This window comes from Pseudarthrobacter sp. MOO14, from assembly GCF_058267675.1.
In genome coordinates this window covers 3,470,782-3,493,074 of record NZ_CM177849.1, presented here as the reverse complement: position 1 = coordinate 3,493,074, position 22,293 = coordinate 3,470,782, and the positions used below count along the sequence as shown (strand labels likewise).

Genomic DNA, 22,293 nt, shown 5'->3' with positions numbered 1-22,293 from the left:
TAAGGTCGCCGCGGGGACCGGCGTTGGTGGGCGCCACGGGTCAGCCCGCTGCGCCGGACGGGACGCGAAGCCCCTGGTAGTCGGCCGCCCAGCTTCGTGCCTGGTCAAGCTTCGCCCGGAGACGCGTCAGTTGTTCGGCGACTCGTTCCGGGGCGGTACCGCCAAACCCGGAGTGGGCCGCGAGGGCAGCTTCAAGGGTGAGGACCTCCCTGATATCAGGCGTCAGCCGCGAATCCACGGCAGCGAGCTGTTCATCAGTGAGGTCGTCGTAGTCCAGGCCGTGTGACTCGCAGAACCGCACCAGCGCTCCGGAAATCTCGTGCGCCTCGCTGAACGGAATTCCCTGCCGCGCCAGCCAGTCGGCAACCTCGGTGGCCAGGGTGTAGCCGGCGGTTGCCTGCCGGCGGACCTCCTCGACGTTGACCGAGAACGTCCGTACCAGGCCGGACAGGGCGGGCAGGGCGATCTCGATGGTCTCGACCGCGTCGATGACCGCGTTCTTGTCCTCGGCAAGGTCCCGGTTGTAGGCGAGCGGCAGCGACTTGACCGAAGCCATCAGCCCCATGAGGTCCCCCAGGACCCGGCCGGCCTTGCCCCTGGCGAGTTCGGCGATGTCCGGATTCTTCTTCTGCGGCATGATCGAGCTGCCGGTGCAGTAGGCATCGTCCATGGTGATCCAACGGAACTGCTGGGACGCCCAGGAGACGATCTCCTCGCAGAGCCGGGAGATATCGATAAGCGTCAGGGAGCAGACGAACAGGAACTCGATGGCGGCATCGCGGCTTCCCACGGCATCGATCGAGTTTTCCGCGCTCGAATCGTAGCCCTGGTCCAGGGCCGCGAGTTCCGGAGACAGGGCGAAGGTGGATCCGGCCAGCGCTGCCGCGCCCAGGGGCGAGACGGCTGCCCTGCGGTCCCAGTCCCGGAACCGGTCCAGGTCCCGGACCAGGGGTTGGGCGTGGGCCAGCAGCTGGTGCGCGAACACAACGGGCTGCGCCGACTGCAGGTGGGTGAATCCCGGGACCGGAGTGTGGAGGTGCCGGTCTGCCTGGGAGGCCAGTGCCCCGGCCAGTTCCACCAGGAGGTCGGCGATCAGCCGGACCTTGTCCCGCATGTAGAGCCGGAGGTCGTTGGCGGCCTGGTCATTGCGGGAGCGGCCGGCGCGGATCTTTCCGCCCACCGGACCCATGCGTTCGATCAGCAGCCGCTCCAGGAACGTGTGGACGTCCTCGTCCGCTTCCTGCGGGTGGACCAGGTCCGCTTCAATGTCCCTGGCCAGGAGATCGATCGTGTCGAGGAACAGCGCGAGTTCGGCGTCATCGATGAGGCCCGACCGGTTGAGTTCGCGCACGTGGGCCCGGGAACCATGCAGGTCGTAGGGGGCCATCCGGAAGTAGCGCGGATCGGACCGTGAGAAGCGGGAGAGTTCGGGACTGGAGGCACCAGAAAACCGGCCGCCCCACAGCTTTGTCTGTTCTTGCATATGCGTCTAGCTCCTTGGGAAGACTGCCCGGGAAGTGATCCGTATCACTTCGTGCAACGAAAGTATTTCTGGGGTAAACCCTAACTGTCAATGATTTCCGCTTTGTTTCGCGGCTATTAATTTGATGACGCCGATTTTGTGACACCGGTTTCAGAGAATAAATCATTGTGGCTGAGACACCGGTATCCTGACCACTCCTCCGCTCCAGGTGACCGGAGAACTTGGTGTTTGTTACGGGTCCGGAAGGCGCGTCGAAGCACCAGGGCACACTGAACGAACAGGACGCCACGCGGCGCAGAGCCCCCGGAGGAGCTGCCCTGCCGTTACGCGCCTGCGGGAATTTTCGCCACGGAGCCACGCTCCGTGAACGTGGCCGGCAGCAGATGGTCCCTCTGGTCCGGACCCGAGTGCTCGATCCGGCCAACCAGGACCTCCGCCGCCTTCAGCCCCAACTCATAAGCGGGCAAGGCAACGGCCGTCACCTCGGGGCTGCTGACGGTCATCCACTCGGCGTCGTCCAGGCAGACCAGGGAGATGTCCCGGGGAACCTCCATGCCTGCCTCCCGGATGGCTTGGAACGCCGGCAGCGCCAGGCGGCTGTAGGAGGCAATGACGGCGCTGGGCCGGTCAGGGCGGCGGAGGAGGGAGGCAACAATTTCGTGGGCCCGCTCCGGGGACATGGCGTCGGAGATGAACTCGTACCGGATCCCCGCTGCCCGGGCGGCCGTGCGGACGGCGCGCACCCTGTCCGCGATGGTGGAAATGGGCAGCGGATGCCCGGATTCCAGCTCCTCCGGCGTCTTTGTGGTGGCCGAAAGGAACACGATGTTCGTGTGGCCGCGGCCGATAAGGTACTCCATGACCGCGGTGGCGTCGGCATAGCAGTCAGTCCCCACCCAGTCGGCTTCCACGTTGTCCGGGCGCCGGTCGAAAAGGACCAGCGGCCGGCCCATCCGCACCACGTCCAGCAAATGCGCGGAGTCGCTTCGACTCGTGGAGGCTACGATCAGCCCATCCACCCGCTTGTCCAGGAACACCTGGACGGCTGCCCGTTCGGCGTCCAGGTTCTCATCCGTATTGGCCAGGATGACGTCGAACCCGGCTGCCTTCGCGGCATCGGTCATGCCCCGGACGGCTTTGGCGAAGTGGGGATTCTCAATGTCGCTGATGACCACCCCGATGGTGTGCGAGCGTCCGGAGCTCACGCTCCGGGCCAGGGCGTTCCCCCGGTAACCCAACGCTTCGGCAGCAGCCGCCACCATCGACTGCAGCTCATGGCTTACCGAGCCGTAGCCGCCGAGCGCCCTGGCCGCGGTGGACCGGGAGACGCCGGCCATGCGCGCGACATCCAGCAAGGTAGCGCTGCCATACCGTCGAGATTCCATTCAAGAAATTTACCCCAGAATTTTCAGCCGGATGGAAAAGGGGTCTATTGACACCGGTTTCATTGATATGCTTCGCAGCAGTTGTCAGCTCTTCTCCGGGAAGCGCCAACCTCCCGCCGGGTCACGGCCCAGCTCCGGCCGGCCGAGGACCGGCACGCACGGGGTGATCTCAAGATTCGCGCAATTAATCCCCGTCATGGATAAATCCCCTTCCCCGCCGCAGCACAGGTCCCTATGGTGTTCAGACAAGCTCGCCCAAGGGGGTCCCTCTTGAAATTCACGGATGAATCTTCAGGCACAAGCTGCAACGCATCGGATGCGGCAGAGCACGCAGGCACAGCCAAACCAGCGGTGTCCAAGGAGCAGCGAACGGCGGCACCGGCCGCCCACCGGCGGCCTGTCCCTGCTCCCCCACGCACCAAGCTCACACCCATCCAAGGCCAGCCTTCCCGGGCAAGGAACCGGGAGCATGAGGTACGGCGCCTGATCCACGATCTGGCCGCCCTCGCGTCAAGGCAGTGCCCGCAGTAGTTACCAGCCCGGCACCCCGGACTGGGAGCCGGGCTGAGTCCAGCGCCCAGGCCTCGGCACCGTCGGCCCCGCCGGTTTTCCTGCGCCGCCTGAGCACCACCACAAGGAGCGCAGCACTGGCGAGGAGCCCAACACCCGCCACAGCGGCAACTGCCGCAACGGGCACGTTGAAGGACGCCTTGGCAACAACCGCACCGTCTGACGCGCCGCCGTCGGCCGCTGCTTCCGCTGGCTCGTCCCCACCCGTGGCGGGGGCCGCAACAGCGCCGGCCTGTCCGGCGTCGAGCACTGTCAGCCATCTGCTCCGCCTGTTGACCACCACCACGGACCCGTCAGCCCGCTGGGCCATGCGGCCCGGATCATCGCCGGCGGCAACCGTCTGCGCGGCGGCAGCACCGGCCGCGATGACGGACACAGTATCGTCCATGCTGTTGGTCACGTACACGGTCCCGTCCGCGGCGGCCAGGACCTCCTGCGGCGCCTGGCCTACGGGGATCCGCCGCGCCACCGTGGTCCCGCCCGGTTCGATCACCGCCACATCGGCGGTCATGATGTTGGCAACGTAGACGGTCCCGTCCGGCGCGACGGCAATCCCGTGCGGGTGGGCCCCGGCTTGCACGTCGATGGTGTGCGACGGCCACGGCGCACCGGCCGGAATCACGGTCACGGTGCCTGCGGCTTCGTTAACGGCGTAGGCTGTCCCGTCCTTGGCCACCGCCAGCCTCACCGGATGCGGGCCGGCCTGGATGGTCCGCTGGACCCACGCGTCGCCCGGCTTGACGACTGACACCGAGTGCTCGTCCGGATTCACCACATACAGCGATCCCTCCGGGCCCACGGTCAGCCAGTGGGTCCCGGAAGACACCTTCATCACCAGGGAAACCTCGCCGGCGCCCGGGGCAACGACGCCGATCTGGGACTGGGCGCCCTCGCTTTGGGACACGTACAGGGTCCCGTCGGCGGTCACCGCCAGCGAGGTAGGGCCGCGCCCGGTCTTGATGGTGCGGGACGGTGCGGTCTCCCCGGGCGCGTAGGCGTTGACAACCCCGGCATAGTCGTCGTCGCTGACGTACAGGGTGCCGTCCGGTCCGGTGGCGATGCCCAGGGGCTGGCCGACGGCGTCAAGCGACTTGGCGGCGGCGGCAGGCGGGGGCACGACGGCGGAGGCCAGGACCAGCGCGGCGCCGGCCAGCAGTGCCATCCCGGCAGAGGAGACCGCGCCGGCGGCACGGCGAAGCGGCTGATGGATCACGGTGTCCCCCCAAATTCCTGCCGACCCCCGCGGCAGTCCTCCGATCCTACCTACACGGCGCAGCAGACTCAGTGGCGGGCCGCACCGCCATCAGGAAGCCTTGCCGCCCGGACCGGCCGGGGCACGGCACCACGCGGCACCAGGCGGCTCCTGGCACCCGGGTGGGGCCCGTCGTCGTACCCTCCGCCGCCGGCCCTAAACTGAAGTCCGAACCCTGCCGCCGACTTTCCCATGACAGGACCGCGCCCATGACCCTCGTCCTCCACAACGTCCGCCCCTGGGGCGGGGACGCCGCCGACGTGACGCTCGACGGCGGGGTGATCACCACCGTCGGCCCCGTTGCCGTGGAAGGGACTGCTCCAGGGGACCCGGGCTCCAAGCCCGCCGCCACCGTGGACGGGCGCGGCCGGATCCTGCTGCCGTCTTTCTCCGACGTCCACGTCCACCTCGACTCCACCCGGCTGGGGCTGCCGTTCCGCCCGCATACCGGAGCGCCCGGGGTGTGGAACATGATGCTCAACGACCGGAACAACTGGCGCGACGCCGAAGCGTCCATCACCGAGCGGGCCACGCACACCCTTGGCGCGATGATCGGGCGCGGCACCACCCGGGTGCGCAGCTACGCGCAGGTGGACGCCGACGCCGGGCTGGAACGCTTTGAGGCGGTCCTCGCCGCCCGGGAAACGCACCGCAGCCGGGCGGACGTTGCGGTGATCGCGTTCCCGCAGGCCGGGCTGCTTCGCGAGCCCGGAAGCGCCGAGGTACTGGAGGAGGCGCTGAAGCTCGGCGCGGACGTGGTGGGCGGGATCGACCCCTGCGCACTGGACCGCGACCCGGTCCGGCACCTGGACATCGTCTTTGGCCTGGCCGAAAAGTACGGCAAGCCCGTGGACATCCACCTGCACGAGCCGGGCCAGCTGGGCCTGTTCAGTACCCAGCTGATCCTGGAACGCACCAAGGCGCTGGGCATGCAGGGGCTGGTGACCATCTCGCATGCCTTCTGCCTCGGTGAGCTGCCGGACGCCCAACTCGACGAGCTCCTGGCGGACATGGCCGAGCTGGACGTCTCCGTGGCAACGGTTGCGCCCGCGTCCCCGCTGCCGCTGGAACGGCTCACCGCCGCCGGCATCCGGGTGGGCCTGGGCGAGGATGGCCAGCGCGACTACTGGTCCCCCTACGGCAACGCGGACATGCTGGACCGGACATGGCAGCTGGCGTTCACCAACAAGTTCCGGGCGGACGGGCTGATCGAGCATTGTGCGGCCGTGGCCACCATCGGCGGGGCAAGCATCATCGACCCCGCGGCACAGCGGCTTGGTTCCGTGGCGGACCGGCCCGGCCTGGCAGTGGGCGACCCCGCGGAACTGGTGCTGCTGGAGGGCGACACCGTCACCGCCGCCGTGATGGACAAGCTCCCCGGCCGCACGGTGGTCCACCGCGGCACCGTGGTGGCCGACGGACTGCAGCTGGCCTGAGCTACTCCCCCATGCCAGGATGCACCGGAACGTAGTCCACGGTGTTGCCGGAGTTGGTCCGGCCGGCAGGGGCACGGTTGAACCCCCGCGCGTCGAGCCCGTTCTTGGCCCGAAATTCCGCGAGCGCAGCATCGTAGGCGTTGTTGAGGGTCCGGCCGGAGAATTCACCGGTGCTGCCATCGGCGAAAGCGATCCGGATGCGGATACCGGCCGGGTAGTGCCGGCTCATCCGGATAAAGCCTTCGGCGTCCTGGTGCAAGGTAATCAAGGGGGCTGCTTTCGGTCGTGGATCAGCCTCAAGTCTGCCACCCCTCCGCAACGCCCGACGGCGGCACCCCGGGTTCCGCGGGCGGCCACCTGCACCGCTCATACTGGAATCATCCCGTCACGGCACCTGACCATGGAAGGTACCCATGCCTGCCCGCTTCCTCCCTGCCCATCCGCCCAAGCTGCACCTGGTGCTCATGCTGGCGCTGACCTTCTCCACAGGCGTGCTGGACGCCGTCGGTTACCTGGGCCTGGACCGGGTGTTCGCGGCGAACATGACCGGCAACGTGGTCATCCTGGGCATGGCACTCCTTGGCGGCGGGAACCTGCCCATCCTCGGCCCCATCGCAGCCCTGGCAGGGTTCATGACCGGTGCCATGATCTCCGGGCGGACGCTGCGGCTCAGCACCTCCGGCTGGAACCGGCGCACCACGGTGCTGCTGATCGGTGTCAGCGCCATCATGGCCGTAGTGGCATTACTGCTGCTCAGCGGCCTGAACCCGCGGGACAGCGAAGCCCTTACGGTAACCATCACCGGCACGCTGGCCGTCTCCATGGGGGCGCAGGCCGCCACCGCCCGGCACCTCAACGTCAAGGACGTCCCCACCGTGGTGGTCACCTCCACCATCACAGGCCTGGCAGCCGATTCTCGCTTTGGTGCAAATACCCACCCGGTTTGGGGCCGGCGGCTGGCTGCGATCGGGCTCATCATGGCCGGCGCGGCAGTGGGTGCAGGGTCCGCGCAGCTGCACCTCGGGCTCGGGGTACTGCTGACCGCCCTGCTCACCCTTGGGGTCGCCGTGCTGGGCCGGAGCGCCACAAACCGGCAGCTGCGTGGGCATGGCATGGAAACGGCCACGGCCGCACCCGCCCCGGATGCCGCCGTCGTGAATCCTGACGCCGAGGCCGGTCAGTAGTCCCCGGCTCCAGTCGTGGGCCGGCCATGGGGCAGAATGGCCGATGTGAGCAAACCCCAGCCCCCGAGGAAGCGACCCATGAAAAGCCACCGAAGGCGCCTAGGCGCCTTCGCCTTTATCCTGATCGTGCTGCTCGCAGGCCCCGGGCTGATGGTGCTGGGGACTGTCATGATCGATGCTGATGCTGAGCTGTCCCGGACAGGGGTGCAGAGCACGGGCACCATCACGGACTTCAACGACACACAGCGCGCCTCCAGCCGGGACATCAAAGTCCAGTACACCTCCACAGACGGAGCCGAGCATGTCGTCTCGGCTAGCGTTGACCACGACCAGCACCCCGAGGTCGGCACCCCCGTAACGGTTGTCTATGACGGCCAGGAGCCCTCCCGCGCCGTGGTCCTGGGTTTCGAGAGCGGGGGCGTGTCCATCCGCGGGGTTGGAACCATCCTGACCCTCGTGGCCGCCTTGGTAACGCTCATCGCGTTCATCATGAGGGTAGCCGGGAAACGCCGTGCGGGGCGCAGCTGATGTCGCAGCCGGGGAGGGACTTGATACGGGCCTACGGAATGCCACCCAAAAAGCGGAAGGTGTGGCCATGGGTGGCAGGTGGAGCGGCCATCGTGGCGCTCTGCATTGGAATCATGGTGGTGTCGCTGATGCCGTTGATCAACGGGGCTCCGGCCCGTGAAACAGCCCGGATCAACGAGATGGTGTCCATCGCGGACGCAATTCCCGCCGGGGACGGCTGGGAAGTGACTGCAGCCAGCGATCCGAAAAATGATCCCGGCTGCATCCCCTTGGAGACGTCCTGCCACAATCTGGACAGGACCTGGTCCACCCCCTCGCAGGTCACCCTGGACGACCTGCGAGATTCGACCGGCTACGCCCTCAAGACGTTCACCAATCCCAACTGTGCCTCGGGCACCGTTCAGGAGAACTACCACATCGAACTCTGCGTCCGCCCGTACGAGGTAGAGCTCCGGATGTACGACAAATAGGGGCAGCCCTCCTGGCATCACTTGTCCTGCACGGGCAGCTACCGAAGGCTCAGCGCCACCACAAGGCCGATGACCACGGCGGCCACAACCCCCAGCGAGATGTAGAGTCCGGCCTTCATCGAACTCTTCTGCACCGTGGCTCCGGCGTTGGGGAGCGCTTCCTGCCACGCTTTGATGGCGTCCAGGCCCTGGTAGTAGGCGAACATCATGGCAGCGCCGCCGGCCGCGCCCGCCACAGCACCCAGGCCGCCCGCGCCGCTCATGGCGGCCCCGGCGGAACCGGCGCGGCTCAGGCCGGTAGCGTCCGTGCGGCCATCCGCGCCGGCGGCCATCTCCGCGAGTTGCCAGGAGGACGGGCTGGGCGACAAGGACGCGCCCACGCCCACGATGTCGTACTTCCGGCCGTTCGCCGTGACCACCATCGTCCCCATGCTTGTGAACCGTACCGCCGCCTGGGCTGCCGGCACGGAAAATACCGGCACCCCGTCAGCGTCATGCATGCTGAACGTTCCCGCGCTGTCCATGGCCACGATGGCAGGTACTGTCCTGGCTCCGTTGATCATGCTCTTGCGCCAGTAGAGCAAGGACTTCATTGGGGGCGCGGAAGCTGAGGGTGTTATCTCCATGACCACAGCTTAGGCGGCACCATCCCCTGCCCACCCGCAGCCGGCATGGGGAGATCTTCCCTTGCCGGGCCGCCGGCCCTGTACGACGGCACCCGGGGCGCGCGCCGTCGTCGTACGTCCTTCCGGGGCGCTATTTAAGTTTTGGCACCAGCACCGGCGTGTTCTTCTTGTACGCCTCGTAGTCCGGCTGGCCGCCCCACTTCTTGTCCGCCTTCTTCTCCAGGGGCGGGACGCCACTGCCCTTGGTGAGCAGCAGGGCCACGAACACCGGGGAGATCAGCGCGGCCCACTGCCAGCCCTGGAGTACGGGCAGCGCGATGATGGCCACCCCCACCCACAGGGTGATTTCGCCGAAGTAGTTCGGGTGGCGGGACTTTGACCACAGCCCGGTATTGATGAAGCGTCCCTTGTTGGCGGGATCTGCCTTGAACCGGTTCTTCTCAATATCCGCCAGGGTTTCCACCGTGATGCCCGCGGCCCACACCAGCAGGCCCACCCAGAAGAACCCGTCCAGGCCAACCTTTTTGTCCGAGGTGATGGCCACCCATGCCAGCGCCGCCGTGAGCACCACCCACAGGCCCTGGATGGTCCAGGTGTTCAGGAAGCGGAGGAAGTCCGGCTTGAGCTCATCGAACCGGTCATCCTTGCCGTGCTTGCTGATCCGCAGGAACAGGAAGCTGCCCAGGCGCGCGGCCCACAGCACCACCATGGCCGCCAGGAGCAGGCCGCGTGCATCGACGCCGGGGGAAGCCAGCACCAGGAACACGGTGATGGAGATGTAGGTAAGGGCCCCGGTGAGGTCATAGAACTTCTCGGTCTGCGCCTTGAAGCTGGGAATGAACACCAGCCACTGGATCACGAACGCCGCGGCAACCCCCAGCGCAAACACCGGGAACCCGCCAATCCGGGAACCTCCCTGGCTTCCGGCGAGGGCAATGAGCACCGCCACCACCACGGCGATGACAGTACTGACGAGCGCCTTGCGGCTGCTTCCATTCACGGACAGGCTCCTTTCCCGGGGCCCCAGCGCGATCCTGCGCTGACGATACCCTCTTATCCTGCTAGTCTCTCATGTATTCAAATCTATTTGATCACTAGAGGACAATAACTACAATATGGGAAGGCCAAGGAGGAGGACCCGTGGACGCACCGCTGCACCATCCGGCCGCCGCCGCGCTCCAGAACTTGTTCAACCTCGCCAATGAGACAGAGCGCGAGGTGGCCCGCCATCTTGAACTGAACCTCACGGACTACCGGGCACTTAGCGCCCTGGTCCAGTCCGGACCGCTCACCGCCGGCGCTCTCGGGGAAACTTTGGGCGCCACTGCGGCCACCACCACCGCCATTGTCGGCCGGCTCGAAGCACGCGGCTACGCTGAACGCCTGCGTTCCGCCGAGGACAGGCGGCATGTCCATGTCAGCGCCACCCCCGCCGCTGCCGACAGGATCCTGCACCTGATGCTCCCCCTCATGGATGCCACCAACCAATACATCCACACGCTCCCCGCGGACGAACAGGCAACCATCGCCGGATTCCTGGACGTCGCCTTGACCCTCATGCAGGACCATCTGCATTCCCTTTCCGAGAAGGACACCCCTTGAGAGAGTTCACCTCGCCGCCCCTGGCCGACCTGTCCACCCACCGGAACGCCACCGATCTTCTAATGCACCGGTACCGCACCTCCCCGGAGCACGTCGCTTTCGAGGTGCGGGCCAACGGTGCCGACATCACCGCCCCCTGGCGCCAGGTGACCACCCGCCAGTTCGTTTCTGAGGTCCGGGCCCTTGCCAAGGGCCTGATCGCGGCCGGCCTGCAACCCGGCGAAACCATGGCCATCATGTCCCCCACCCGGTACGAATGGGCGGTGGCGGACATGGCGGCGTGGTTCGCGGCCGCCGTCGTGGTCCCCATCTACGAAACCTCCGCCCAGCCCCAAGTGACCGCCGTGCTGTCCGACGCCGACGTCCGCCTGGCAATTGCCGGCACCACAGCGCACGCCGCGCTGCTGGAGCAAGGGTACGCCCGGACCGGAACTCCAAACTTGGGCATTTGGACCATGGATGCCCGCCCCGGCGCTGACCTTCAGGCGCTGGTGGAACTGGGCACCGACGTTCCGGACCGCGACGTGGAGGAACGGCGCCTGCTGCCGGACCAGGAGTCCGTGGCCACGATCGTCTACACCTCGGGCACCACCGCAGACCCGAAGGGCGCGTTGATCACCCATGGCAACTTTGTGGGCCAGATCCTCAACGTCGGCGCCGCCTACACCAGCGTGGTCCGCGAGGGCGGCAACACCATCATCTTCCTGCCCATGGCGCACGTCCTGGCCCGCGGCCTGCAGCTCATCTGCCTGGCCAACGGCATGCGCATCGCACACCTCGCCGATCCCCGTGAAGTGGTGCCGGCCCTGGGCGCCCTCAAGCCCACGTTCCTGGTGGTGGTGCCCCGCGTCCTGCAGAAGATCCAGGCGTCCGCGGCGGCCGCCGCGGCGCAAAAGCACCTGGGCCGGGTCTGGGCGCTGGCGCAGCGCACGGCGGTGGAATGGGGCAGGTTCGCGGAAGCGCACGACGCCGACCCCGGCGTCCGTGCCCCGCTGGGCCTGCGGGCCCGCCGGGCCGTGTTCGACCGTGTCTTTTACGCGCGCCTCCGCGCGCTGGTGGGCGGACGCCTTGACTACGTGCTGTCCGGCGCCGGCGCACTGGACACAGAATTGTCCCTGTTCTTCCGGGGCCTCGGGCTGCCCGTCATCGAAGGCTACGGACTCACCGAAACCACAGCCCCGCTCACCGGCAATCTTCCCGGCGCCATCCATTCCGGGTCCGTGGGGGTCCCCATGCCCGGCACCACCGTACGGATCTCCGATCAAGGCGAAGTGCTGGCCAGCGGGGTGGGCGTGTTTGCCGGGTACCGCCGCGTTTCCGACAACGACGAAGCGTTCGTGGACGGGTTTTTCCGTACCGGGGACCTGGGCGAACTGGACTCCCACGGCCGGCTCACCCTCAAAGGCCGCATCAAGGACGTGATTGTGACCGCCGGCGGCAAGACCGTCACACCCGCCATCTGGGAAGGCTATGTGGAGGGCGATCCCCTGGTGGCCCACGCCATCATGGTGGGCGAAGGCAAGCCCTACCTTGGCGGCCTGGTGCTGCTGGACCCGGAGTCCGTCACGGCGTGGGCCGAGCGCGAAGGCATTGCAGACCTTAGCGCGCTCAAGATTCCGGATGACGGCGGCGCCGTCCGGATCGAGGACACCCGGCTGCTCAGTGTGGTGGGCAAGGCGGTCAGTGCCGCAAACGCCCGGCTGGCCCGGTCCGAACAGGTGCGCAAATTTGTCCTGCTGCTGGCGGACCTCAACGAGGCGCACGGCAATGTCACGCCCACGATGAAACTCAAACGCACCGTGTTTGCAGAACGCGCCCGGCATTTCGTGGACCACCTGTACACCGATCCAAGGAGCCAAGCATGAACCCCCGCACCAAAAACTGGCTGACCGCCTACGTTGTCAGTGCCGTGATTTTCGCCGTACTGGACGTGGCGTGGATCCTGCTGGTGGCCAACCCGCTGTACCAGAACCAGATCGGCGGCCTGCTCGCTCCCAAGGCAAACCTGGCCGGGGCCGTGCTGTTCTATGTCATCTTCGTCGCCGGAATGGTGCACTACGGTGTCCGCCCCAATACCCCCGACGCCACGGTACGCCAGCGCGTCACGGGAGCAGCCTTGTTCGGGTTCTTCACCTACGCCACGTGGGCGCTGACCGGGTTCGCCGTGCTGAAGGATTTCCCTGCCCTGGTGGCCGTCACGGACATCCTTTGGGGAGCCGGGGCCTGCAGCATCGTCACCTGGGCCACCGCCACCTTGCTGCGGCGCCGGCTCGCCCGCCCCGCCACAGCCTGAGTCTTCGTGGCGCCCGCGTCACGGACAGCACGCTTTAGACCAAGGAACGGCGGCGGAACCCCGTAAAGCCGGGACCCGCCGTCGTCCGCCCCTGCTAAAGCCTGCCCTGCGTGACGCGGGACGGCGCGCAGGGCTCACCCGAACAGCGCCGCCACCTGGGTCAGCGTCTGGAACACCCCGTACGCCAGCGGGATGCCCACCAGGATCCAGCCCAAGACCAGCCTGCCGGTGGACCTTCGCACCGGTTCCTGCACGTTGTGGGTGTGTGCTGTGGTCATCTCAGGCCTCCATGGCTGGTTCGTGCCGCGCGGAGCGGGGTTCGTGGAATCGGGCGTCGACGGGGGTGACCAGCAGGTTGGCCACGAAGCCCACCACCAGCAGGGCCACCATGGTCAGCAAGGCCGGCTGGTAGGACGCGCCGGTCAGCTGGCCCGGTTTCCCCTGCGCGTCCAGGATGCCATTGACGATCAGCGGACCGGCCACCCCGGCCGCTGACCAGGCCGTCAGCAGCCGGCCGTGGACGGCGCCCACCTGGAACGTCCCGAACAGGTCCCGCAGGTACGCCGGGGCGGTGGCGAAACCGCCGCCGTAGAACGAGATGATCAGGAACGCCAGCACCACATAGAGGAACGTGGCCGTGGCACCGGCCAGCGCCAGCACGGTGTACAGGACCGCGCCGACGCCCAGGTACACCATGTAGATCCGCTTGCGGCCGGTGATGTCGGAGGTGGCGGACCAGGCGAACCGCCCTGCCATGTTGCCGATGGACAGCAGCCCCACGAAGCCCGCGGCGACGCCGGCGCTGACCAGGGAGCCGCCGTCGGCCTTCCGGAAGAAGTCCTGGATCATGGGCGCCGCCTGCTCCAGGATGCCGATGCCGGCGGTGACGTTGCAGAACAACGCCACCCATACCAGCCAGAACTGCCGGGTCTTGATGGCGTTCTTGGCGGAGACGTTCTCCGTGGTGACCAGCCTGGCGGCCTTGACCTTGGCGGGGTCGAACCCGGCCGGGCGCCAGCCGTCTGCGGGGACTTTGATGGTGAAGGCGCCGAACAGCATGTAGGCGAGATAGACGACGGCGAGCGTCAGGAAGAGCTTCCCCACGGCATCGCCGCTGGCCACCCAGCCCTGCGCACCGGAGTTGGGATCGTAGGCCTTGAGCAGGGCCTGGGACACGGGGCTGGCGATCAGCGCGCCGCCGCCGAAGCCCATGATCGCCATGCCGGTGGCCAGGCCGGGGCGGTCCGGGAACCATTTAATGAGCGTGGACACCGGCGAAATGTAGCCAATGCCAAGCCCGATGCCGCCCACCACGCCGTAACCCAGGTAGACCAGCCAAAGCTGGTGCGTGAAGATGCCCAGGGAGCCGACCAGGAAGCCGCCCACCCAGAACATGGCCGAGGTGAACATCGCCTTCCGCGGACCGTTCCGGTCCACCCACGTGCCCATGACCGCCGCGGAGAGGCCCAGCATCACGATGGCGATGGAGAAGATCACCCCGATCTCGGTCAAGCTGGCGCCGAAATGCTTGACCAGCGCGGTTTTGTACACGCTGGTGGCATAGGCCTGGCCAATACAGAGGTGGACAGCGAGCGCTGCCGGCGGGACAAGCCAGCGGTTGAAGCCCGGCGGGGCGATGGTTCGGTCACGGTCCAGGAAGCCCATGATGATGATTCCCTTGCTAGGTGGAAGACGACGGTGTCCAGCGGCGAAGGGCCCGGCCCGTTGCCTCCGGCAATCATCATGCAAATCATCAGCAAACGTACTGTTGGCGCGCCGACCGGTAGTGAATATACGGCGAGCGGCACCACGGGACGCGCCTCAAGCCGCCGAACGTCCGGTGAACTCTGCATGAACGGACCCCGGTTTGGGCCCGGGCCGTAACCTCGCCGTGATCTACTGGTGAACGCGAAATATACCGACCAGTAACTTACGGTCCGGCGATCGGCCCATCGTGGGGGGCGTGCCCGCTTCGCCGTCCTCCATGACGGACAAGGAATCTGACGTGAATCTTTCCAGACGCCGCTTCTTCGCAGCGGGCACCGCGGCTGCCACCACCCTGGCCGCCGGAAGCACCCTGCGGGCAGCCGCCGCGGCCCCGCCGGCCCTCCCGGCTCCCGGTGACTCCGGCATCGAGCACATCGTCGTGGTGATGATGGAAAACCGCTCCTTCGACCACTTCCTCGGCTGGCTGCCCGGGTCCGACGGCACACAGTCCGGACTGACCTTCCGGGACCGCTACGGCATCCCGCACTCCACCTACCACCTGACCGACTTCCAGGGCTGCGGCCACCCGGATCCTGACCACTCCTACGAGGGCGGCCGGATCCAATACAACAACGGCAAGAACGACGGCTGGCTCCGGGCCGGCGAAAACGACGAGTTCGCCGTGGGCTACTACGGCGCCGAAGACCTGGACTTCTGGCGCCAGGCCGGCCCCGACTGGACTGTCTGCGACCGCTACTTCGCCGCGACGATGGCCGAGACCTACCCCAACCGGTTCTACCAGCACGCCGCCGCCACCGACCGGATCCACAACTCCACCGCCACCAGTACCCTTCCCACGATTTGGGACCGGCTGGCCAGCGCTGGCGTATCCGGTAAGTACTACTACGGCGACATCCCGTTCACCGCACTCTGGGGAGCCAAGTACCAGGGCATTTCCCACCCCTATGCGGAGTTCCTCGCCGACTGCTCCGCCGGGGCGCTGCCGGCGGTGTCCTTCGTGGATCCACGGTTCACCGACGAAGGCTCCGGGACCTCCGGCGATGACCACCCGCATGCCGATATCCGCTCCGGAGAAACGTTCCTGGCCGAGGTCTACAACGCCGTGACGTCAGGGCCGGGCTGGGCCACCACCCTGCTGGTGGTCAACTACGACGAATGGGGCGGCTTCTACGACCATCTGCCCCCGGCCACCGCCCCGGACACCAACCCGGATACCGCCCTGCGGGGCTTCCGGGTGCCGTCCCTGGTGGTCTCGCCCAGGGCGCGGCGCCGGTACGTCGCCCACGATGTCTACGACCACACCTCGGTCCTGAAAGCGATCGAATGGCGCTGGAACCTGGCGCCCCTCACACAGCGTGACCAGGCCGCCCGCAATATTGCAGAGGTCCTGGACTTCGGCACCCCTGCCAACCTGGCCGCCCCGAGATACCTCGTTCCGCCATTCGTGGCCGGCCCCGCCTGCTCCCCGGTGGGTCCGCCGCCGGAAGAGGAATGGTCAGGACTGAAACAGAAAGCACTCGCCGACGGATGGAAACTCCCGTGACAATGAAACTCCGTGCCGCCGCAGCGGCCATCGCCGTGTTCGCCGCCGCCATCGTCGGCGGGGCGGCAACGCCGTCACAGCCGGCCGCCGCCGCCCCCGCTCCCGCCACCGCGCCGGCGGCCTCCAGCTACCTGCCCGGCGCCAACCACGTCTTCGTCATCAACCTCGAAAACAAGGGCTACGACGAAACCTGGGGCCCGGCGTCGGCCACTCCTTATCTTTCCCAGACCCTGCGCAGCCAAGGCGTCCTGCTGAACCAGTACTACGGCACGGCGCACAACTCCCAGCCCAACTACGTGGCGCAGATTTCCGGCCAGGGACCCAACCCGCAGATGCAGGCCGACTGCCAGACCTACACCCCGTTCGTCGGCAGCGGCACCGCCAGCCCCGGCCAAGCAGTCGGCGACGGCTGCGTGTTCCCGGCCAGCGTTCCCACGGTGGCCGGGCAGCTCAAAGACGCCGGGAAATCCTGGAAGGGGTACATGGAGGACATGGGCACCCCTTGCCGGCACCCGGCCCTGGGCGCCGTCGATGACACCCAGAAAGCCAAGGTGGGCGACCAGTACGCCGCCCGCCACAACCCGTTCGTCTACTTCGCCGGGATCACCGGCTCACCGGACTGCGCCACGAACGACGTCGACCTCTCCGCCTTGCAGACGGACCTCGCCTCGGCTGCCACCACGCCCAACCTGTCCATGATCACGCCCAACCTTTGCCACGACGGACACGACTCCCCCTGCGTGGACGGGCAGCCCGGCGGCCTGGCAAGCGCTGACGCCTGGCTCAAGCAATGGGTTCCGGTCATCACCAACTCTCCGGCGTTCAAGCAGGACGGCGTCCTGGTGATCACCTTCGACGAATCCGACGGGCCCCAGTCGGACGCCAGTGCCTGCTGCGGCGAAGGCCCGGGCCCGAACGCGGCCCTGCCAGGCATCACGGGCATGGGCGGCGGACGCGTCGGCGCGCTGGTCCTCTCCCCCTTCACGAAGGGCGGAACCTGGTCCACCACGCCGTACAACCACTACAGCCTGCTCGCCAGCATCGAGGACACCTTTGGGCTGCCGTACCTGGGGTACGCCGGGACGCCCGGGCTCAACCGGTTTGGCCTGGACGTGTACAACGCGGGGGTCTGAGCCTGACCGGGGCTGCATGCCTCCCCTCGAATGGACCCGGCAAACGGACTGCAGTGCAGCGTTTGCCGGGTCCATTGCTGTTCCGCGGCCGATGCGTTATGGCGACGTTAGGAAAGGGTGGCGGCGAGGCGCATAGTTAGGAGATGACAAGCCCTTACACCCGCGGCGACTCCTTCAGCAGCGAGGCTTCCCGGAAGCACATCAGGCAGGCGCTCACGGACTACGGGGCAACGGACATCCTGTTCACCCAGCGAGGGGACCGGAGCGCTGTGGCTTTTAGGGGGACCGGACGGCAATTCCGGATTGTCATGCCATTGCTGCAGTCCGACGGCGCCCTGGCCATTCGTGGCGACATCGCGGACAGCCGGGTCCACGAAGCCAACGCGAAAATCCTCGAACGCGCCAACCGCAAATCATGGCATGCCCTGGCCCTGGCCATTGACGCCAAACTCGGAGCCGTGGCCGCGGGAATCGCCTCCCTCGAATCGGAATTCCTGGCCCACGTGGTGCTCCCCGGAAACCACACCGTGCTGGACGAACTCGCATCCGTGATTGATTCCGCCTACCGTTCCGGCCGGCGTCCGACCTTCGGCGGGCCGGTTCCGCATCCCGGCCCGGAAGAGTCGCTGATGAGCGTAGACTCAAAGTATCTCGGGACATCGTGACAGGACATCCGTTGCCCCGAAAATGAGCCCGATTCCCGGTTGCCTTCCACGGCCGCCGGCGCGCGCCGTACCGAGTAGCCTCGACGCCGGCACACCAGGGAATCGGTACGACGAGGGGCCGCACCACAACACCGGCCGGAACGGGTTAACACCGTTCACCTCCACTGCAGCCGATCCGGCCCCGGATCCCCTGCCCCAGCCACTCCGCCCCGCGTCCCGGGATCCGGCAGTGCACCCTTCAGAACGCTGGTAGACACCATGACCACCATCCAAGACTCTGTTATACGCGCCGACTCGGCGCTATCGGTCAGCGGAGTCCTCGCATCCGCGTTGCCACCGAACCTGGGCACCGCCCAAGGCCCCACGCGGTACACCGTTCCGGCCGTATTCTCCCGCCGGCCGCAGCCCCGCGAAATCGAGCTGCTGCACGGCGAAGCGACGAAACAGCGCCTGGCCGACGCCGGGTACAGCGATGTGGAACTCCGCGTCTCAGACCGCCGCCTCCTGATCACCAACACCAACCTGGTGGACCTCAAAGCAGGCCTGGCCCATCTTGTAGGCGTGATCCTGCGCGACATTTCAGCCCAGGCCGCCCAGGAACGGACCCACCGAACCGACGAACTCGAAGCGTTGGGCCTGGTGGAAGAAGAGCGCCTTGAGTCGCTGCGCAAGGCGGCCGCAGACATCCACTTCGATTAAGCCTTTCCTCCTCGTGTGCCGGCTGCGTAAACCGCGGCCGGCACCGGCGCATCCCGGGCCTGGGGGCGTCCTTGACACCATTACGAAAGGCACACCCCATGACTGACATCAGTATTCGCGACCAGTGGAACCTGCTTCCCGCTCCGGTCACCCAATGGCTGCTGGCGAACCCAGGCTGCATGATTCTGCCACGGACAATTTCCGCCCAGATCAGTGCAGCCGCCGGCGAGGGAGCCAACGGAGATCCCCACGGTGAGACCACGCTGTCCCGGGAGGACGTGGACTTTATCAGGATGAAATCCCATGAGGCCGGGCCGAATCCGGATTACACGTTCTTCGACTCCGTGCAGCCGTAGCTGGTCCCGGGGTACTGCCGCCCGGCGGCGGTACCCCGGCCCGCGCGTCACTCCGACCTAAGACGTCAGAGGGTGGCCAGGGCTCCCTTGGCGCTTTCCACCAGGACATGGGTTCCCGCCTCGACGTAGACCACCTCACCATCAATCTGGCAGGGCACCGTATCGCTGGTGGAGAAGGCATAGCGGCTGACGCTCGGTTGATGCCCCAGCCCCAGGGTGACCGCGCGGAGCGTCATCAGGGCCATCTTCATCAACCCGGCGTGGGGCAGCGTCACCACCTCGAACCGCCCATCGTCCGGGTAATGCGACTCGCTGACGGTGCCGTACTTGGCCATGCGTGAGACGTTGGCCAGGATCAGGCTGTCGAACCGGGCGGTGGCCCCGTCATCCCGGACAAGTTCGAAGGGCTTCAACCTCGAGAGCGTGCGGGCCACGGAGACGAGCTCCAGGACCTTACCCTTGCCGCCCTGTTCAATGCCGAGGGCCATCAGCGAGGTCAGCCCGAACCCCACGTAGGAATGCGCGTACAGGACCCGTTCCTGCGTTCCGGTGCGGAGCGTGATCCGCAGCAGGTCGACGCGCCGGCCCACACCGGCCGACGCCGCTTCCGCGAAGGTTCGCACCGGCAGGCTTCGGTAGTGGTCGTTGGCATTTCCGGCGGGAATGACGGCGCAGACGGCCTTGCTCCCGGGCACGTCCATCACGCCGTTGACCACCTCGTTGTACCCGCCGTCCCCGCTGACGGAAAGGATGAGCGGCACACCCCGGCGCGCCTCGCCCCGGGCAAGTTCACGGGCGTGGCCGGCAAATTCCGTTGGCAACAGGTGAACGGGCAGCCCCGGCAGGTCGGTGGCCAGTTCCCGCTGCAACGCCTCGATCCGCTGGCCCATTCCAGGCCGGCCGGGATTGAAGATCAGGACGGCACGGTCGAAAGGTGCGGCAGGTGCTCCGTCATCAGCCATGGCGTACGTGTTCTCCGGGTTCCTGGTGCGGGTGCCTCCAGCCTAACCCGCGGCCTTGGTTTCCGAAGGCCCGTTCGGATGGCAGAGTGGGACGATGAGTGGACAACCCGCCGGGCAGGCACGCATGGATGCGGACGTGATCATCATTGGTGGCGGGTTGGCCGGGCTGGTGGCCTGCAACGAGCTGGTCCGTGCGGGAAAGCGCGTCGCCATCCTGGACCAGGAGAACCAGGCCAACCTGGGCGGCCAGGCGTTTTGGTCGCTGGGCGGGCTTTTCCTTGTGGACACCCCCATGCAGCGCCGTCTGGGCGTTAAGGATTCCTTCGAGCTGGCGTGGCAGGACTGGCAGGGCTCAGCGCAATGGGACCGGCTTTCCGGACCGCACCCGGAGGACGAATGGGCCGCGCAGTGGGGCCGCGCCTACGTGGAGTTCGCCGCCGACGACAAGCGCTCCTGGCTGCAGGAGCAGGGCATCCGGTTCACGCCGCTGGTGGGCTGGGCCGAGCGCGGAGACGGCAGGGCCGGCGGCCACGGCAACTCGGTTCCCCGCTTCCACGTCCCGTGGGGCACCGGCACCGGGGTGTCCGAACCGTTCGCGGACAAGGCGCGGGAGGCGGCCGCGGCGGGCAGAGTCACGTTCTTCTTCCGGCACCGGGTGGACGGTTTAACGTACGACGACGGTACGGTCACCGGGGTGCGTGGCGCAGTGCTGGCACCTGATGCGTCGCCGCGTGGGGTGTCCTCCAACCGGGACATTGTTGGGGACTTTGAGTTGCGGGCGCAGGCTGTGGTGATCGCTTCCGGCGGGATCGGCGGCAACCACGAGCAGGTGCGGCGCTGGTGGCCGGACCGGCTGGGAACACCGCCGCGCAGGATGGTCACCGGGGTGCCGCAGCATGTGGACGGGCGGATGCTGGACATCGCCGACGGGTCCGGAGTCCGGCTGGTGAACCGGGACCGGATGTGGCATTACACCGAGGGGATCCAGAACTGGAATCCCATCTGGCCGGACCACGCCATCCGGATCCTGCCCGGCCCCTCCTCATTGTGGTTCGATGCTCTGGGCCGGCGGCTCCCCTCCCCCGGCCTGCCCGGTTACGACACGCTGGGCACCCTCCGCTTGCTGCGGACCACCCCGGACATCCAGCAATACGACCATTCCTGGTTCATCCTCAACCAGCGGATCATCGAAAAGGAGTTCGCCCTTTCCGGCTCCGAACAGAACCCGGACATTACCAACCGGGACCTCAAGCTGCTGCTGAAGACCCGGCTGGGCCGGGGCGCGTCCGGTCCCATCGAGGCGTTCAAGGAGCACGGCGCGGACTTTGTGGTGGCGGACAACCTGCCGGACCTGGTCCGCGGCATGAACGGGCTCACCGCGGAACCGCTGCTGGACGGTGCGCTGCTGCGGCGCCAGATCGGGGAACGCGACGCCGAGATCCGTAATGCCTATTCCAAGGACGCCCAGGTGGCGGGCATCCGCAACAGCCGCCGCTACCTGGGTGACCGGCTCTTCCGGACAGTGAAGCCGCACCGGATCCTGGATCCGAAGGCGGGCCCGCTGATCGCGGTGCGGCTCCACGTCGTCACCCGGAAAACGCTCGGCGGCATCCAGACGAATTTGTCCGGGCAGGCCCTCGGCCAGGAAGGCGCCCCCATTCCCGGGCTGTACGCCGCCGGGGAGGCCGCCGGGTTCGGCGGCGGCGGCGCCCACGGATACAACGCCCTCGAGGGCACCTTCCTGGGCGGCTGCATCTTCACCGGCAGGACGGTGGGGCGTTCCCTGGCCCGGGCGTTGTAGCCGCGCATCCTTTCCGGCTTGCTAGGGTCGGCGTATGGCCATCCTCCCCCGTTCCATGGACGACGTGATTTCCGAGCCGCTGCGTGCCCAGTTCGAGTTCTTCCTGGACGAGCACCGGGCTGCGCTCGACGACTGCCTGGACGGCTTGACCGAAGAGCAGGCCCGGCGCCGGCTGGTTCCGTCCCGCACCACGCTGCTGGGCCTGGTGAAGCACGCCACCTTCGTGGAGAAGGTCTGGTTCGACGAAGCCGTCACGGCCCGCACGCGCAGTGAGATCGGCATCCCGGCCACCCCGGACGAATCGTTCATGCTTGACGACGCCGACACGGTGGCCTCCGTCCGGTCAGCCCACCGGGAGGCGTGCGCCGCCTCCCGGGCGGCCGCGGCCGGGCTGGGCCTGGACGATGTGGTCACCGGCAACCGGCGGGGCCCGCTTCCGCTGCGCTGGGTGTACCTGCATATGCTGCGGGAACTGGCCCAGCACTGCGGCCACGCGGACATCCTGCGCGAGCAGGTGCTGGCGGTCCCGTCCCGGTGATGACACCGCGGCGGGACCGCCCCTGGACCTTTCGGCGCT

General features: G+C 67.4%; 23 protein-coding genes. 14 read left to right on the top strand and 9 right to left on the bottom strand.

From position 1 onward, the window contains the following. Positions 1-40: 40 nt before the first annotated feature. From argH to AC4EEV_RS16280, 3 genes are all read right to left on the bottom strand, one after another. Positions 41-1,483, bottom strand: coding sequence for an argininosuccinate lyase (argH, locus tag AC4EEV_RS16290; protein WP_491329446.1), 1,443 nt, complete (start codon positions 1,481-1,483; stop codon positions 41-43). 323 nt (positions 1,484-1,806) lie between these two features. Next, on the bottom strand, positions 1,807-2,868 hold the full coding sequence (locus AC4EEV_RS16285; RefSeq protein WP_026264666.1) for a LacI family DNA-binding transcriptional regulator: 1,062 nt from the start codon (positions 2,866-2,868) through the stop codon (positions 1,807-1,809). 424 nt (positions 2,869-3,292) lie between these two features. Beyond that, positions 3,293-4,651, bottom strand: coding sequence for a virginiamycin B lyase family protein (locus AC4EEV_RS16280; RefSeq protein WP_491329445.1), 1,359 nt, complete (start codon positions 4,649-4,651; stop codon positions 3,293-3,295). Positions 4,652-4,899: 248 nt separating this feature from the next. Between AC4EEV_RS16280 and AC4EEV_RS16275 the strand changes: the two genes are divergently transcribed. Continuing rightward, positions 4,900-6,126 carry an amidohydrolase gene (locus tag AC4EEV_RS16275; RefSeq protein WP_491329444.1) on the top strand — a complete coding sequence of 409 codons (1,227 nt, stop codon included), beginning with the start codon at positions 4,900-4,902 and terminating at the stop codon, positions 6,124-6,126. 1 nt (position 6,127) lies between these two features. Here AC4EEV_RS16275 and AC4EEV_RS16270 read toward each other — a convergent pair whose 3' ends face one another. Continuing rightward, a complete protein-coding gene (locus AC4EEV_RS16270) occupies positions 6,128-6,394 on the bottom strand; it encodes a hypothetical protein (protein ID WP_026264667.1) in 267 nt (88 codons plus the stop codon). A 145-nt stretch (positions 6,395-6,539) separates the two neighbouring features. Here AC4EEV_RS16270 and AC4EEV_RS16265 point away from each other — a divergent pair, with 145 nt between their 5' ends. The 3 genes from AC4EEV_RS16265 to AC4EEV_RS16255 all read left to right on the top strand — a co-directional run bounded on the left by AC4EEV_RS16265 (position 6,540) and on the right by AC4EEV_RS16255 (position 8,308). Further along, positions 6,540-7,310 (top strand): YoaK family protein, encoded by a 771-nt coding sequence (locus AC4EEV_RS16265; protein WP_491329443.1) that lies wholly within the window; start codon positions 6,540-6,542, stop codon positions 7,308-7,310. Between the two features lie 78 nt (positions 7,311-7,388). After that, positions 7,389-7,838 (top strand): DUF3592 domain-containing protein, encoded by a 450-nt coding sequence (locus AC4EEV_RS16260; RefSeq protein ID WP_491329442.1) that lies wholly within the window; start codon positions 7,389-7,391, stop codon positions 7,836-7,838. 71 nt (positions 7,839-7,909) lie between these two features. Then, positions 7,910-8,308, top strand: coding sequence for a hypothetical protein (locus AC4EEV_RS16255; RefSeq protein WP_491329441.1), 399 nt, complete (start codon positions 7,910-7,912; stop codon positions 8,306-8,308). Between the two features lie 38 nt (positions 8,309-8,346). Here AC4EEV_RS16255 and AC4EEV_RS16250 read toward each other — a convergent pair whose 3' ends face one another. Continuing rightward, positions 8,347-8,934 carry a hypothetical protein gene (locus tag AC4EEV_RS16250; RefSeq protein ID WP_491329440.1) on the bottom strand — a complete coding sequence of 196 codons (588 nt, stop codon included), beginning with the start codon at positions 8,932-8,934 and terminating at the stop codon, positions 8,347-8,349. A 130-nt stretch (positions 8,935-9,064) separates the two neighbouring features. Beyond that, entirely contained in the window at positions 9,065-9,934 is an 870-nt protein-coding gene (locus AC4EEV_RS16245; RefSeq protein ID WP_018762072.1) for a DUF1295 domain-containing protein, read from the bottom strand. A 140-nt stretch (positions 9,935-10,074) separates the two neighbouring features. Here AC4EEV_RS16245 and AC4EEV_RS16240 point away from each other — a divergent pair, with 140 nt between their 5' ends. From AC4EEV_RS16240 to AC4EEV_RS16230, 3 genes are read left to right on the top strand one after another with little or no spacing between them, the layout of a single operon-like run. Further along, positions 10,075-10,536: a MarR family winged helix-turn-helix transcriptional regulator gene (locus AC4EEV_RS16240; protein WP_491329439.1), complete on the top strand. Its 462-nt coding sequence runs from the start codon at positions 10,075-10,077 to the stop codon at positions 10,534-10,536. Further along, positions 10,533-12,401 (top strand): AMP-dependent synthetase/ligase, encoded by a 1,869-nt coding sequence (locus AC4EEV_RS16235; protein WP_491329438.1) that lies wholly within the window; start codon positions 10,533-10,535, stop codon positions 12,399-12,401. Before AC4EEV_RS16240 ends, AC4EEV_RS16235 begins: the two co-directional genes overlap by 4 nt. After that, positions 12,398-12,829 carry a DUF2177 family protein gene (locus AC4EEV_RS16230; RefSeq protein ID WP_491329437.1) on the top strand — a complete coding sequence of 144 codons (432 nt, stop codon included), beginning with the start codon at positions 12,398-12,400 and terminating at the stop codon, positions 12,827-12,829. Before AC4EEV_RS16235 ends, AC4EEV_RS16230 begins: the two co-directional genes overlap by 4 nt. A gap of 134 nt (positions 12,830-12,963) precedes the next feature. Here the strand turns inward: AC4EEV_RS16230 and AC4EEV_RS16225 are convergent, their stop codons facing one another. Both AC4EEV_RS16225 and AC4EEV_RS16220 read right to left on the bottom strand, forming a co-directional pair. Then, entirely contained in the window at positions 12,964-13,107 is a 144-nt protein-coding gene (locus tag AC4EEV_RS16225; protein ID WP_285249306.1) for an MFS transporter small subunit, read from the bottom strand. Position 13,108: 1 nt separating this feature from the next. After that, complete coding sequence (locus AC4EEV_RS16220; protein WP_491329436.1) at positions 13,109-14,494, bottom strand: OFA family MFS transporter; 1,386 nt, start codon at positions 14,492-14,494, stop codon at positions 13,109-13,111. 340 nt (positions 14,495-14,834) lie between these two features. Between AC4EEV_RS16220 and AC4EEV_RS16215 the strand changes: the two genes are divergently transcribed. From AC4EEV_RS16215 to AC4EEV_RS16195, 5 genes are all read left to right on the top strand, one after another. After that, positions 14,835-16,100: an alkaline phosphatase family protein gene (locus AC4EEV_RS16215; RefSeq protein ID WP_491329435.1), complete on the top strand. Its 1,266-nt coding sequence runs from the start codon at positions 14,835-14,837 to the stop codon at positions 16,098-16,100. A 2-nt stretch (positions 16,101-16,102) separates the two neighbouring features. After that, a complete protein-coding gene (locus AC4EEV_RS16210; RefSeq protein WP_491330904.1) occupies positions 16,103-17,233 on the top strand; it encodes an alkaline phosphatase family protein in 1,131 nt (376 codons plus the stop codon). A gap of 143 nt (positions 17,234-17,376) precedes the next feature. Beyond that, positions 17,377-17,898: a hypothetical protein gene (locus AC4EEV_RS16205; RefSeq protein WP_018762080.1), complete on the top strand. Its 522-nt coding sequence runs from the start codon at positions 17,377-17,379 to the stop codon at positions 17,896-17,898. 258 nt (positions 17,899-18,156) lie between these two features. Beyond that, on the top strand, positions 18,157-18,597 hold the full coding sequence (locus AC4EEV_RS16200; protein ID WP_240617818.1) for a hypothetical protein: 441 nt from the start codon (positions 18,157-18,159) through the stop codon (positions 18,595-18,597). Positions 18,598-18,695: 98 nt separating this feature from the next. Further along, positions 18,696-18,953 carry a hypothetical protein gene (locus AC4EEV_RS16195; protein WP_109863597.1) on the top strand — a complete coding sequence of 86 codons (258 nt, stop codon included), beginning with the start codon at positions 18,696-18,698 and terminating at the stop codon, positions 18,951-18,953. 65 nt (positions 18,954-19,018) lie between these two features. On the opposite strand, the gene AC4EEV_RS16190 is transcribed toward AC4EEV_RS16195, so the two are convergent. Continuing rightward, complete coding sequence (locus AC4EEV_RS16190; RefSeq protein WP_491329434.1) at positions 19,019-19,915, bottom strand: diacylglycerol/lipid kinase family protein; 897 nt, start codon at positions 19,913-19,915, stop codon at positions 19,019-19,021. Positions 19,916-20,039: 124 nt separating this feature from the next. Between AC4EEV_RS16190 and AC4EEV_RS16185 the strand changes: the two genes are divergently transcribed. After that, positions 20,040-21,716: an FAD-binding dehydrogenase gene (locus AC4EEV_RS16185; RefSeq protein WP_491330903.1), complete on the top strand. Its 1,677-nt coding sequence runs from the start codon at positions 20,040-20,042 to the stop codon at positions 21,714-21,716. A 34-nt stretch (positions 21,717-21,750) separates the two neighbouring features. Continuing rightward, positions 21,751-22,254, top strand: a complete 504-nt coding sequence (locus tag AC4EEV_RS16180) for a DinB family protein (protein WP_491329433.1) — start codon at positions 21,751-21,753, stop codon at positions 22,252-22,254. Positions 22,255-22,293: the final 39 nt, after the last annotated feature.

Coding starts and splice junctions, on each gene's coding strand:
- AC4EEV_RS16180 (WP_491329433.1), top strand. CDS start 21,751: ATGGCCATCCTCCCCCGTTCCATGGACGACGTGATTTCCGAGCCGCTG.
- AC4EEV_RS16200 (WP_240617818.1), top strand. CDS start 18,157: ATGACCACCATCCAAGACTCTGTTATACGCGCCGACTCGGCGCTATCG.
- AC4EEV_RS16230 (WP_491329437.1), top strand. CDS start 12,398: ATGAACCCCCGCACCAAAAACTGGCTGACCGCCTACGTTGTCAGTGCC.
- AC4EEV_RS16220 (WP_491329436.1), bottom strand. CDS start 14,494: ATGGGCTTCCTGGACCGTGACCGAACCATCGCCCCGCCGGGCTTCAAC.
- AC4EEV_RS16205 (WP_018762080.1), top strand. CDS start 17,377: ATGACAAGCCCTTACACCCGCGGCGACTCCTTCAGCAGCGAGGCTTCC.
- AC4EEV_RS16250 (WP_491329440.1), bottom strand. CDS start 8,934: ATGGAGATAACACCCTCAGCTTCCGCGCCCCCAATGAAGTCCTTGCTC.
- AC4EEV_RS16190 (WP_491329434.1), bottom strand. CDS start 19,915: ATGGCTGATGACGGAGCACCTGCCGCACCTTTCGACCGTGCCGTCCTG.
- argH (WP_491329446.1), bottom strand. CDS start 1,483: ATGCAAGAACAGACAAAGCTGTGGGGCGGCCGGTTTTCTGGTGCCTCC.
- AC4EEV_RS16285 (WP_026264666.1), bottom strand. CDS start 2,868: ATGGAATCTCGACGGTATGGCAGCGCTACCTTGCTGGATGTCGCGCGC.
- AC4EEV_RS16275 (WP_491329444.1), top strand. CDS start 4,900: ATGACCCTCGTCCTCCACAACGTCCGCCCCTGGGGCGGGGACGCCGCC.
- AC4EEV_RS16265 (WP_491329443.1), top strand. CDS start 6,540: ATGCCTGCCCGCTTCCTCCCTGCCCATCCGCCCAAGCTGCACCTGGTG.
- AC4EEV_RS16185 (WP_491330903.1), top strand. CDS start 20,040: ATGGATGCGGACGTGATCATCATTGGTGGCGGGTTGGCCGGGCTGGTG.
- AC4EEV_RS16195 (WP_109863597.1), top strand. CDS start 18,696: ATGACTGACATCAGTATTCGCGACCAGTGGAACCTGCTTCCCGCTCCG.
- AC4EEV_RS16210 (WP_491330904.1), top strand. CDS start 16,103: ATGAAACTCCGTGCCGCCGCAGCGGCCATCGCCGTGTTCGCCGCCGCC.
- AC4EEV_RS16225 (WP_285249306.1), bottom strand. CDS start 13,107: ATGACCACAGCACACACCCACAACGTGCAGGAACCGGTGCGAAGGTCC.
- AC4EEV_RS16260 (WP_491329442.1), top strand. CDS start 7,389: ATGAAAAGCCACCGAAGGCGCCTAGGCGCCTTCGCCTTTATCCTGATC.